Origin of the sequence: Oceanobacter sp. 3_MG-2023 (assembly GCF_030688925.1) — a bacterium.
Taxonomy (GTDB): domain Bacteria; phylum Pseudomonadota; class Gammaproteobacteria; order Pseudomonadales; family Oceanobacteraceae; genus Oceanobacter.
The window spans coordinates 1-12,127 of sequence record NZ_JAUYVX010000025.1; the positions used below are offsets into that span (position 1 = coordinate 1).

Annotated in this window: 10 protein-coding genes; 1 reads left to right on the forward strand and 9 read right to left on the reverse strand. The window is 53.8% G+C overall.

Annotated elements, in window-relative coordinates; translation table 11 throughout:
• Positions 1 to 68: 68 nt before the first annotated feature.
• The 8 genes from Q8W32_RS16290 to Q8W32_RS16325 all read right to left on the reverse strand — a co-directional run bounded on the left by Q8W32_RS16290 (position 69) and on the right by Q8W32_RS16325 (position 10,610).
• Complete coding sequence (locus tag Q8W32_RS16290; RefSeq protein ID WP_305415649.1) at positions 69 to 311, reverse strand: hypothetical protein; 243 nt, start codon at positions 309 to 311, stop codon at positions 69 to 71.
• 11 nt (positions 312 to 322) lie between these two features.
• Entirely contained in the window at positions 323 to 2,149 is a 1,827-nt protein-coding gene (locus Q8W32_RS16295) for a TIGR03545 family protein (protein WP_305415650.1), read from the reverse strand.
• 5 nt (positions 2,150 to 2,154) lie between these two features.
• Positions 2,155 to 2,661, reverse strand: coding sequence for a TIGR03546 family protein (locus tag Q8W32_RS16300; protein WP_303434839.1), 507 nt, complete (start codon positions 2,659 to 2,661; stop codon positions 2,155 to 2,157).
• A gap of 179 nt (positions 2,662 to 2,840) precedes the next feature.
• Positions 2,841 to 5,951 (reverse strand): efflux RND transporter permease subunit, encoded by a 3,111-nt coding sequence (locus tag Q8W32_RS16305; RefSeq protein WP_305415651.1) that lies wholly within the window; start codon positions 5,949 to 5,951, stop codon positions 2,841 to 2,843.
• A gap of 13 nt (positions 5,952 to 5,964) precedes the next feature.
• Positions 5,965 to 7,104, reverse strand: coding sequence for an efflux RND transporter periplasmic adaptor subunit (locus tag Q8W32_RS16310; protein WP_303434843.1), 1,140 nt, complete (start codon positions 7,102 to 7,104; stop codon positions 5,965 to 5,967).
• Between the two features lie 270 nt (positions 7,105 to 7,374).
• A complete protein-coding gene (locus Q8W32_RS16315) occupies positions 7,375 to 7,893 on the reverse strand; it encodes a DUF4124 domain-containing protein (RefSeq protein ID WP_303434844.1) in 519 nt (172 codons plus the stop codon).
• Positions 7,894 to 7,947: 54 nt separating this feature from the next.
• Complete coding sequence (gene recJ / locus Q8W32_RS16320) at positions 7,948 to 9,705, reverse strand: single-stranded-DNA-specific exonuclease RecJ (protein ID WP_305415653.1); 1,758 nt, start codon at positions 9,703 to 9,705, stop codon at positions 7,948 to 7,950.
• A gap of 56 nt (positions 9,706 to 9,761) precedes the next feature.
• Positions 9,762 to 10,610, reverse strand: coding sequence for a DNA ligase (locus Q8W32_RS16325; RefSeq protein WP_303434848.1), 849 nt, complete (start codon positions 10,608 to 10,610; stop codon positions 9,762 to 9,764).
• Between the two features lie 188 nt (positions 10,611 to 10,798).
• Here Q8W32_RS16325 and folK point away from each other — a divergent pair, with 188 nt between their 5' ends.
• Entirely contained in the window at positions 10,799 to 11,224 is a 426-nt protein-coding gene (folK, locus tag Q8W32_RS16330) for a 2-amino-4-hydroxy-6-hydroxymethyldihydropteridine diphosphokinase (RefSeq protein WP_303434849.1), read from the forward strand.
• Here the strand turns inward: folK and Q8W32_RS16335 are convergent.
• Positions 11,203 to 11,931: an SDR family oxidoreductase gene (locus tag Q8W32_RS16335; protein ID WP_305415654.1), complete on the reverse strand. Its 729-nt coding sequence runs from the start codon at positions 11,929 to 11,931 to the stop codon at positions 11,203 to 11,205. The genes folK and Q8W32_RS16335 overlap by 22 nt on opposite strands.
• Between the last annotated feature and the right edge of the window lie 196 nt (positions 11,932 to 12,127).

Here is a 12,127-nt window from a genome sequence, read left to right on the forward strand (position 1 = left end):
CATTCGTCGCCTTGCCCTGAACAACGGCAACACTCGCGCAGAGCCGTGCAGGATTAAATGGATGTCCCCTACAGGTTAAATGTGCGGCTGATATCGGGGTGCAGCCGCAACGCCTGACGCAAGCCGATCAGTTGCTGAATCGTGTCCGGCAACTGCGCCAGAGAGCCACGGTGATCCACTACCAGCAAGCTGAGCGATGGCAAGACCAACAGATCCACCCAATCATGAGAGTGGATAGCCGCAGCATCAAGCCAGTCCACAGACTGGCTGACGGCCACCGCAGATAATGGCTCCGGAATGGCAGCAGGCACCGTCATTCTCCCTAAAACAAACTCTTCAGTTTGTCTTTGGCTTGCTCTTTCAGCTTGGAGGCTTCTTCATCAGCCTTGGCGCTGGCCTCGTCTTTGGCTTCCTGCTTTTGCTGGGCGACATAGTCGTCCAGTTCGGCACGGGCCATATCTTCCAGTTGCGCCAGCTTGTCCGTTACCTTGCCATCGGCATTATTCAGCGCCTGCAAGTCATCAGCATAAGGACCGGCGTATTCACTGATTTTGTCGTCCAGTTTGCTTTGCAGCGTGGCTTCCAGCTTGTCTTGTTGCTCGCGCAAACGCTGATTAAAGGCGGCACTCAGCTGTTGATCGATATCCGAGCCAAATTCCAGCGATGGACTGATCAGATCACCATTGGCACGGGCGTCGATGGTGAATTGCTCAACACTGGCCAGTGCCAGGGCCAGTTCTTTGGCAAACAGGGTCTGGCCGCTGCTGTTGAACGTCGCCTGTCCGAATTGTCCTTCCAGACGGGAAGACAACTGATCCCGTCCTTCACCACTGGTGATCTGCGCCATACCTTGCAACTGTCCCATGGCGGATTCCAGTTGCGCATCACCCAGCCCAAGATTAACGCTGTCCAGCTGCCAGTCGGTAACGGCCAATGTCAGGGTGTCGCGCCCGACAGCCTGGCGGTGATCAATCACAATATTCAGTTGCAGCGCCTCAACCTTGTCAAGGCCAGCACCATCGATATCGATACGAGCAGGACGACCCAGTACCGCTTGCTGATGCGTCAGGTCGGTACCACTGATAGCCAGATCACCGGCATCGGTTTCAGCACTGATCGCAGTATGGCGAATCAGGAATTCAGGCCAGGGGTTACTGGTCGGGAAATGGATATAACGACCGTCAGGACGCTGATACTCCGGCTCTTCATCCGAGTTATCAGATGCCAGGTAGGGTTTGATTTTTTCATACCAATACAGTGCCTGGGTTGCCCATTCCCCCGTTTGGCTGCCAAATAACAAACCACTGAGATTGGCTGCCCCCTGGGCATTGAGCTGGTATTTGTCGCGAATACTGGCGAGGTCTTCACCGGGTGCCGCTTTCAGATCCTGCAAACGCTGGGTGACTTCGACTCGTGTTTCACCAATCAGGTCCTTGGCCGTATTCAGGGCTTTTTTATCAGCCTTGAACTGCTCCCGCAAAACCTCAAGCCGTTGCTTGCGTTGGTTAAAATCCTCCAGCGAGGTGATCTTTTCTGTTGTCAGGGCGGTTATTTCTGCCTGATATTGTTTCAGTGCGGCTTCGTCCGGCACATTATTCAACGCGCTGTCCAGCTGCTGCTGGCGACGGTCAAAGGTTTCGGTAAACGCCTTGCCTGCGGCTTCTGTCTGCAAGGACTCCCTGGCCAGAATTTCTTCTGCCGATGGCAACTGACTGATCAGCTCTTCTGCCATACCGGGTTCTTGCTTCGCACCGTCGCCACCACTGGCAGACGAAGCGGATTTCTCCAGTGCGCCGGAGGTAGTCCGGGCGGTATTAAAACGCAGTGTGTTAACGCTCAGTTCATCAATAATGCCTTTTCCCATCAATAAGGGGCCAAGGTCTACGGTAGCCACGGCTGACTCGAATTCCAGCAGGTTTTCCATCGGCTTGTCGGCATTGGCGACCGTCAGATGACGTAATTCGAAACCAAGCGGCGACAGGCTCAGTGACACATCATCGACGTTTACCTTGGCTCCGGCGGCACTGCTGCCGACTCCTTCGATGGCCATTTTGACCAATGGCCCAGCCGCTAATAAAAAGAACGCTGCCAATAACGCAACAACGGCAGCGAAACCCAGCAAGCCAGACCAGCGAATCCATTTCAACATATCGGTTACTCCGCCACTGCCTGGTAGATGGAATAAAACTTCGACGCTTTCAGCGCCTGTACGATTTTGAGCTTGCTCACCCAGGTCATCACCCGGCTACGGTATTGCTTGATCAATACCTGCATCACCACAAACAACGGAGCCATACTGACCACCGCAATAACAAAACCACCCAGCGTCAAGGTGTGGTTAAAGCCCATCAGCCGCCAGAAATCACTCTGATACAGCGCAGTCCAAAAGTCGATCAGCGCCGGATTCGCCAACAGGCTTTCACCCAGACGCACGGATAACGGATCAACCAGCATGGCCGCAAGTGAAAACAACGCCAGACCAAACAGGAAACCTGCAATATTGGTACGGATCAGCAAGACCAACAGCAAGACCAGCAAGTTGTGTAGTCCCCAGAATGGCGTCAGTGCCACCACCAGCGACAAGCAGACGGCCAGGGAGATTTGCCAGGGCGAGGTTTCAGAGTTCAGAGCTTTCAGCAGGTTGGCCAACATACTCAACATAAGCAGTTCCTTGCGGCGGGTGCAGAGAAAAAGAAGAAGCGCGTAGTGTTGCGCCAATATAAAACCGGGCGGAGGATAAATCCACCGCCCGGCTCCAGATGCCTGTTAATCAGGCAAATCATACGGGAATGACAAGCAGCTGCACTTGTCATTCACCGACGATATTTCAGACCCAAGAATCAAGTCGTTTTCTTGTTACCACCCATCCATTGCGCCATCTTCATCACCAGCACATAAAACAGCGGTACAAAGAAAATAGCCAGGAAGGTCGCACTGAGCATGCCACCAATCACGCCGGTACCGATTGCCTGACGGCTCGCTGCGCCCGCTCCGGTACTGAGTGCCAGAGGTAACACCCCCAGAATAAAGGCCATGGAGGTCATGATGATTGGCCGTAAACGCAAGCGTGCCGCTTCCGTTGCCGCCGCAACCAGAGGTTTGCCTTCTTCATGCAGTGCTTTGGCAAACTCTACAATCAGGATGGCATTCTTGGCTGACAAACCAATGGTTGTTAACAGGCCCACCTGGAAATACACGTCGTTGGCCAAGTCTCGGCCGTACGTCGCCAGCAAGGCACCCAGAATCCCTAATGGAACAATCAGGATAACCGCAAACGGCACCGTCCAGCTTTCGTACAATGCTGCCAGACACAAGAAGACAACCAACAGCGACAGCGCATAGAGCATCGGCGCCTGGGAACCAGCCATCCGCTCTTGATACGACATCCCCGTCCATTCAATACCAACACCAGGTGGTAATTTGGCCACAATCTCCTCGATCGCTACCATTGCATCCCCGGTACTCATACCCGGTGCAGCCTCCCCTTGAATATTAACCGCAGGAACACCGTTGTAACGTTCCAGTCGTGGCGAGTTGTAGCCCCAGTAGGACGTGGCAAAGGAACTGAAGGGTACCATTTCACCAGTGTTATTACGGACGTACCACTTGCCAATATCTTCCGGCAGCATTCGGGCTGGAGCATCCGCCTGGATGTAGACCTTTTTCACCCGGCCACGGTCCATGAAATCATTGATGTAAGCCGAACCCCAGGCCGTACTGAGCGTGCTATTTACATCACTGACACTGAGCCCCAGGGTTTTGACTTTTTCATAATCAATGTCGACGTGGAAAACAGGCACATCTTCCATGCCATTCGGGCGTACCCGCACCAGACGAGGGTCCTGTGCGGCCATTCCCAGCAGCATGTTGCGAGCCTGTACCAGTTTGTCATGACCAATATTGGCCCGGTCTTGCAACATCGCGTTAAAGCCGGTTGCGGTACCCAGTGCAATAATAGGCGGCAGATTCAGAGGATAAATAATCGCGTCTTTTACCTGACTTAATGCCCCCCATGCCCGGCCAATCACAGCACCAACCGATTGATCAGGCGACAGCCGCTCTCCCCATGGTTTCAGTTTGACAAACGCCAGCCCCTGGTTCTGGCCACGACCGGTAAAGCTGAAGCCGGAGACGGTAAAAACAGAATCTACCGCCGGTTCGTTCATATAGTGCTCGTTGAGCTTGTCCATGACTTCGTGGTTACGTTCCATTGTCGCACCGGCTGGCAACATCACCAGGTTCAGCAGGACACCCTGATCTTCATCGGGCAAGAATGACACCGGCAAACGCACATAGATCACGGCCATAACAACCAGCAAACAGCCATAAATCAGCACCATACGAATCGGCGCTCTCAAGGTACGCGAGACACCGCCTTCGTATTTATCGGTCGCCTTGCCGAACAAGCGATTGAACAAGCCAAAGAAGCCTGATTGGCCATGCCCTTCCTTGTGTGGACGCAGCATGGTCGAACACAATGCCGGAGTCAGGGACAAGGCCACCAGTACCGACAGTCCCATCGCCGAAACAATGGTTAACGAGAACTGGCGATAAATAGCCCCGGTTGAACCGGACATAAAGGCCATGGGTACAAAGACCGCCGACAGCACCAGAGCAATACCGATCAGAGCGTTGGTAATCTGGCGCATCGAGCGTTTGGTGGCTTCTTTGGGAGACAAGCCTTCTTCTTCCATCACCCGCTCAACGTTTTCCACCACCACAATGGCGTCATCCACCAACAAGCCAATGGCCAGCACCAGACCAAACATGGTGAGTGTGTTAATGCTGTAGCCAGCCAGCGCCATGATGCCAAAGGTTCCCAGCATCACCACAGGTACCGCAATGGTCGGAATCAGAGTGGCCCGGAATTTACCCAGGAACAGGAACATCACCAGGAATACCAGTACCACGGCTTCTATCAGGGTATGTACCACTTCTTCAATGGATATTTTTACGAACGGTGTGGTATCGAAGGGATAAACAATTTCCAGCCCCGGTGGGAAAAACGGCTGCAGCTCTGCCAAACGCTCACGTACAGCCGCTGCCGTATCCAGTGCATTGGCACCACTGGCCAACTGAATCCCCAGGCCGGTGGCCGGTTTGCCATTGTAACGACTGTCGACCGCATAGCTTTCGGCCCCCAGTTCCACTCTGGCAACGTCTTTGACCCGCACCTGAGAACCGTCCCGATTCACCTTGATCAGAATGTTTTCAAACTCTTCCACGCTTTCCATGCGCGTCTGGGCAATGATGGAAGCATTCATCTGCTGGTTCTCAATCGCCGGCAAACCACCCAGTTCACCCGCGGGAAACTGGCTGTTCTGTTCGGATACAGCCTGACGCACTTCCAATGGCGTCAGACCATAAGCGGTGAGTTTTTCCGGCTGCAACCAGATCCGCATGGAATACTGGGCACCAAAAACCGTGATGCTACCCACACCCTGAACCCGGGACAGCGGATCTTTCAACTGTGCGATACCGTAGTCAGCCAGGTCGTTCCTGCTCATGCTGCCATCACCAGAGACCAGGCCAACCACCATCAGGAAGCCGGTGCGTCCCTTGCTCACGGCCACACCTTGACGCTGCACTTCTTCTGGCAACAAAGGCTCGGCCTGTGACAATTTGTTCTGTACCTGAACCTGGGCAATATCCGGGTCCATACCTGCGGCAAAGGTCAGTGTAATGGTCGCCCGACCAGAACTGCTGCTGTTGGATGACATATACAGCAAGCCATCCAGACCAGTCATATTCTGCTCAATTACCTGGGTCACACTGTCTTCCAGCGTCTGCGCGGAAGCACCTGGATAGGTTGCCTCAATGCTGACCGCCGGTGGCGCAATGGTCGGATATTGCTGAATCGGCAGGTTCATAACGGCCAGGCCGCCCGCCACCATAATCATGATGGCAACTACCCAGGCAAAAATAGGCCTGTCGATAAAAAATTGGGCCATAATCCGCTACTCCTTACTGCTCTGCCGGGGCATTAATGAGATTAGGAGCAACGGTTGCACCTGCTTTGATCTTCTGAAGCCCTGCGACCACGACTTGCTCATCGGCCTGCAAGCCGGACTGAATCAGCCACTGATCCCCCACCGCACGGGTCACGACAACCGCTCGTGGCTGAACCACGTTATCGGCACCCACCACCATAACGGTTGTGGTACTGTCGGGGTTGCGGGATACCGCTTGCTGTGGCACCAGAAGAGCATTCTCAACCTGGTCATAGGCGATATTGGCACGCACAAACATACCCGGTAATAACAACCCGTCGGTATTCTCGAACAGGGTCCGGATATTCACTGTACCGGTTCCCTGATCCACGCCGACATCGGTAAACTGGATCTTGCCGGTCTCGGCAAACGTCGTCCCATCTTGCAACGACAAGGATACGTCCTGTGAAACATCAGCCGACTTGATACCCATCACTTTGGTCGCCGGACTCTGCACATCCACATAAATCGGTGAAATCTGGCGGATCACGGTCAAAGCACTGTCTTGAGCATCAGAAACCAATGCGCCTTCGGTAATGCTTGAACGTGAGATCACACCGGAAATCGGTGCGGTGATCTTGGTGTAGCCCAAATTGATTTCGGCACTGCGAACAGCGGCTTCCGCCAGTTTGATTTGTGCTTCAGACTGTTTCCAAAGCGCTTCGGAATCATCCACATCCTGACGACTGATGGCAGATGTACGAGACAACTCCTTGTAACGTTCTGCTTTTAGTCGCGCACTGTAGGCATTGGCTTCTGCTACCGCCAGCTGTGCTCGGGCACTGGCCAGTTCAGCTTCGTAAAGTGTAGGGTCAATCTGGTAGAGCTTGTCACCTGCCTTGACCGTGGCACCTTCATTAAAAAAGCGTTTGAGAATAATACCGCTGACCTGCGGGCGGATCTCAGCCACCCGATAGGCCGTAACACGCCCAGCCAAGGTATCGGTCAATTCAAAGGATTGTGGTGCCAATTGCACAACATCCACGCCAGTAGGTGGCATTTGTGGTGCCGCCGCAGATGCCTGCTGCTCTTCCTGACAGGCACTGAGGGTTAAAACCAATGCGGCCAAAAGTGGGAGTTTGAGGTAACCCGAACCTGCCTGATGTCTTCCCATACTGTCCTCTTATATCAACTGAAACGATGCTATCTGCGGCGGTTACGAATCTGCCTGGTTCTTCAACCTGCCAGATTACCTTCCCGACACGAGCCAGCACGGCTATGTGTTCCGAATTGCGGCATTGTGGTGTAGTCCCGGTGAAATGACTAGGGCAGCAGACGGAATGAATTGTTGGCATGAGAGCAATAGTTATTCTTAGTTGTGATTACTCTGACAGCCCCTGCTTTTTTACAAACACCACAGGAGACAACGCCCATGGCAATCAGCCTAGCCGCAGTATTCCTTGATCTTGTTACGATAGTTGTTTTTCTTGTCACGCTTTTTGAGCGCATCATCAATATTATCGCTCAGGGTTTTACTGGCCTTGCGGTATAAATCGCGGTATTTGGCACAACGCTGTTGCTGCAACTCCCGGCTTTTCTGCTCTGCGGCCACACTGCTTGCCCGTGCGGTTTTGGACACAGCACCGCTGTCAGACGCATAAGAAGAAGGTGACCAGCCCTGCCTGTGCGCTGGCGGACTGGTATATTCCGATATTGGCTGCAGTTCAACGGTATTGGCCTCCACCGCATCATCGACCGGCAGCGCATCGGAAAAATGCACACGCCCGTTATCATCGCGCCACTGATAAATCTCCGCCTCGACATTACCACCCCAAGTCAGAATCAGCAGCAACATCAGCCCCAACAATGCGTGATAACAGGTTTTCTGATTGCTGTCCTTGCTGGCCGCACACGTCGCCAGGCATTTGTTTTCAGAGGATATGTGCTCGTTCACTGGAGCCATCCTGGCCCTCCTTGCCATTCCTGGCAGTGATACTTCCTTGTTTATAACCCCGGCTCAGCACGCTGTGGATATATGACTTACCAACAACTGTACACTTTGCCGACCACGAAATTCATTAACATCCAGCTGATAAACCAGCTCGACCCGATCAACCGGAGACGGCCATTGCTTGGGGTCGACATTAAAACAAATGGCATCCAACAGTACATCGCTGGCTTCTGGCTGTACCAGCATCTTCAAATGCTTTTCACCCACCAGACGCTGTTGCTGCAAATGAAAAACACCAGTAAAAACCGGCGCAGGAAAGCCTTGCCCCCAAGGGCCAGCCCAGCGCAGCTGTTCCGCCAGAGTCAGTGTCAACTCGGAAGGTTGCAGCTGACCATCCACATCGGTGCGCTCTGTCAAGTCATCGGCACTTAACAACTGCTGGCATATCTCTGCAAATGCCTGAACAAAGGCGTCAAAACCACCCGCGACCACGGTCAAACCCGCCGCCATCGCGTGTCCTCCAAACTTGGTCATCAGGTGAGGATGACGCTTGTGTAACAAATCCAGCGCATCACGCATATGCAGCCCGGCGATCGAACGGGCTGATCCTTTTAGCTCCCCGGTATCCGCCAGAGCAAACGCAATCACGGGACGATGGATTTTTTCCTTGACCCGAGAAGCCAGAATGCCGATCACGCCCTGATGCCAGTCACGATGAAACAAACACACCCCGGCAGGCAAGGTCTGGCCATGTCCGGGCCGGGCGCTACCGACTGGTTTCATATCCAGTGCTGCCAGAAAACGTTCAGCATCGGCAGTCATCGCCGCCTCTATCTGACGCCGGTCGCGATTCAGTTCATCCAGCTGCGCGGCCATCTGTAACGCCAATGACGGTTCATCACACAGCAGGCATTCAATGCCCAATGCCATATCATCCAATCTGCCGGCAGCATTCAACCGTGGCCCAACAGCAAAGCCAAAATCCGCCGACACCACCCGCGCCCGATTTTTACCCGCGACCTGTAGCAGGGCTGAAATCCCGGCGATGGTGCGGCCGGCACGAATACGCCGCAACCCCTGCTCCACCAGAATCCGGTTATTAAGATCCAGTGGCACTACATCGGCCACTGTCGCCAGTGCCACCAGGTCAATCAGCTGTACCAGGTTTGGCGGCTCCATGGCTTTTGAAGCAAAATAGCCATTCTCGATCAAGCGGGCCTTGAGTGCCAGCATCAGATAAAAAACCACGGTACAACCACAGGCCGCCTTGCTGGGAAAGTCACAGCCCGGCTGGTTCGGATTCACAATCGCGGCGGCATTCGGCAGTTGGTCAGCGGGCAAGTGGTGATCGGTCACCAGTACTGGAATACCGTATTGCGTTGCCGCCCTGACGCCCGCCATCGCCGCAATGCCGTTATCAACCGTCATAATCAAGTCAGGCCGCCGAGACACCGCCACTTCTACCAACTCGGGGGTCAGGCCATAACCAAAATCGAAACGATTAGGCACCAGATAATCAATACAGCTGGCACCCATCATCCGCAAAGCCCGGATCGCCAGCGCCGTACTGGTGGCGCCATCAACATCAAAGTCACCCACAATCAGCAAGCGCCGCTGTTGCTGGATCACCGGCAGCAGCAAGTCCACCGCTGCCGCGATACCTTTCATCGAGTGATAAGGCAATAATTGCTGCAACGACAACTGTGTTTGCTCAGCAGTAGTAACACCACGAGCTGCGTATACACGCTGCAACACTGGTGGAATCTGCTCTGCGGATTCGAATTGCCATGAGGCGGGCAACTGCCGTTGTACTATGTGAACCATCGGTTGCTCACTGTGCTTTGCGCAAAGCCATGAGTTTAGCACGACCATTACTCGACCTACTCTTTTTGCCGGACTCGGACAAAACGGGCGAATCTCGGCAAACCATGGACGGTATAGCCACTAAAAGCATAAGTGACCCATGTGCCAACCGCCGGGGGATTTTGACGTAACGCATCGGTCAGACCAGAGCCCAGGCGAATTTCCCGGCCGTCATCAATTACCACTCGCAGGGCACCGGTCATTCCCTGATATTTACCGTTACCAGGGACATACCCCACCACCCGGCCTTCGGCATCCTGCCAGAGTTTGTACTTGAGCAAATCATCGCTACGGTGCGCCTGATAAAGCGACTGGCGGCGTTTCAGCATCAAGCCTTCACCACCCGCCGCTACCACCTGTTTGAGCCTGGCCTGCAATGCGGCCCGGTCGTTCACCGTCTCTTGCACAACCGTTTCCAGATAAGGCGATTGCTGCCTGGCAACCAGCGCCTGCAACAGACGATAGCGCTCTTCAAACGTGGCTGGACTGGCGGGTAAATCCAGCGCCATAAAACGCATCGCTCGCCAGGCATCTCCCTGATCACGGGTAGATCGTACCAGTTGACTGACCTGTTCAAACGCCCCCCGACCCGCCCACAATTCACCATCCAGAGGCTGTGATGGTAATTCACTCAGGAACCAGTCTGGAGCATGGATCATCAGGCCGCTGCGACTGAGCAACTGCTCACCATCCCAGTAAGCGCGTACGCCATCGAGTTTTTCACTGACCAGATACGCCGCCGGGCTGAGTGTCTCTTGCCAGGTTTTGGCCAACATCAAAGGGGGAGCGCGATCACCAAATGCCTTTAACGGGAAGGCACTCAGAACAAGCGCCAGAATCAATCCAACCAGCCAGATCATATCCATATCAGCCTCCTTGAGGTATTCCGTCTCCTCTCCAGCAGGCTATTATTTAGCCTCAGCTCGATCAGGATGAACAGTAGCAATTATTCCAACAAGGTCACTTTTTATACACATGATTGTCCGCGGAATGACTTGACAGCAACGGCAGAGGTTTTCCATTCTTATCCAACTTTTTATTGGCGGGAGTTTTTATGGCGTTTTATCTGCTCGGACTGGGTAGCAACCTGGATCCGGACACACATCTGCCACTGGCACGTCAGGCGCTGAGCCAGCACTTTGAACTACTGGCCACCTCTCCAGCGCTGGAAACCGCACCCGTTGGCGATACTTTCCACTACACGTTCAAAAACCAGCTGGCGGTTATCCGCACCAGCCTGACTGCCATTCAGGTCAAAGACATTCTGCTGAATATCGAACGTACGTTAGGCCGAGAAGCCAAGTCACCAGCTCGTAAACTCAAGGATCGCACCATCGACCTGGACATTCTGGCCGAAGCTGATGCCGCCCCTCAGTGCCTCAGCCAAGCATTGGATGACAGTTATTACCGACTGGTACAAAAAACCTGGCAACCATTATTATCCGCAGATAACCCGTCTCAATCGTTGGTGAAAGTCTGATCGTACCGATTGGCCACAAAACGACCGCCATCAACCCGCATCACCGAGCCGGTCACCGCCTCATTATCCAGTAAATAATCACACGCCTTGGCGATAGCCCCGTAACCCAGCTCATGGGGGATCAAGGATTGAGATAATACCCGCTGACGATATGCGGCATCGTGATCAGGCAAAAAACGGATCGGCCCCGGCTGAATGACATTGACCCGCACCTGTCCCGCCAGTCGCTGCGCCATACTAAGCGCCCAGTTTTGTAACCCGGCTTTACTGGCACAATAAGCACTGAAACGCTGGTTCGGAATATCGGCATAAATATCAGCCAGCACCACCATAGCCGCCCCGGTATTCCAGCGCTGCTCCAGAGCCTGGGTAATCAAGGCAGGAGCCATCACATGGACATTCAAATGGTCTGTCAGATGCGCCGCCTGCTCAGCCAGAGAAATACCACTCGCAGCATCCGGCACAAAACAGGAGGCATTATGAATCACCGCATCAAATGGTAGCTGCTGTTGTAACTGCTGACACATAGCCAGTGTCTCTGAGGTGTTGGCCAGATTGGCTTGTAACAGTGACAATTCGCTATGCTCTGGCAACTCGCTGACGGTATTGTAGTGGGCAACGACTTGCCAGCCCTGCTGTAAAAAATGCAGCGCCAGCGTTTTACCCAATCGCCGTCCCGCCCCGGTAATCAGCATTCGTTTCGACATAATATTCCCCGTTAGACACTGGCATCAGCTTAGCGAGGTTGCTATCAAATACAACGTGCTGCCCGTTCGTGCCCAACCGTCAGTATCTCACAGGCATAAAAAAACCCCGCCCTGCATAACAGGACGGGGTATTTCGTTTAAGAGCTTGACGATGACCTACTCTCACATGGGGAAGCCCCACACTACCATCGGCGAT

What these genes read in the sequence shown, in the direction of transcription:
- Q8W32_RS16295 (WP_305415650.1), bottom strand. Translation starts at nt 2,149, where the DNA reads ATGTTGAAATGGATTCGCTGGTCTGGCTTGCTGGGTTTCGCTGCCGTT.
- Q8W32_RS16300 (WP_303434839.1), bottom strand. Translation starts at nt 2,661, where the DNA reads ATGTTGAGTATGTTGGCCAACCTGCTGAAAGCTCTGAACTCTGAAACC.
- Q8W32_RS16305 (WP_305415651.1), bottom strand. Translation starts at nt 5,951, where the DNA reads ATGGCCCAATTTTTTATCGACAGGCCTATTTTTGCCTGGGTAGTTGCC.
- Q8W32_RS16310 (WP_303434843.1), bottom strand. Translation starts at nt 7,104, where the DNA reads ATGGGAAGACATCAGGCAGGTTCGGGTTACCTCAAACTCCCACTTTTG.
- Q8W32_RS16315 (WP_303434844.1), bottom strand. Translation starts at nt 7,893, where the DNA reads ATGGCTCCAGTGAACGAGCACATATCCTCTGAAAACAAATGCCTGGCG.
- recJ (WP_305415653.1), bottom strand. Translation starts at nt 9,705, where the DNA reads ATGGTTCACATAGTACAACGGCAGTTGCCCGCCTCATGGCAATTCGAA.
- Q8W32_RS16325 (WP_303434848.1), bottom strand. Translation starts at nt 10,610, where the DNA reads ATGGATATGATCTGGCTGGTTGGATTGATTCTGGCGCTTGTTCTGAGT.
- folK (WP_303434849.1), top strand. Translation starts at nt 10,799, where the DNA reads ATGGCGTTTTATCTGCTCGGACTGGGTAGCAACCTGGATCCGGACACA.
- Q8W32_RS16335 (WP_305415654.1), bottom strand. Translation starts at nt 11,931, where the DNA reads ATGTCGAAACGAATGCTGATTACCGGGGCGGGACGGCGATTGGGTAAA.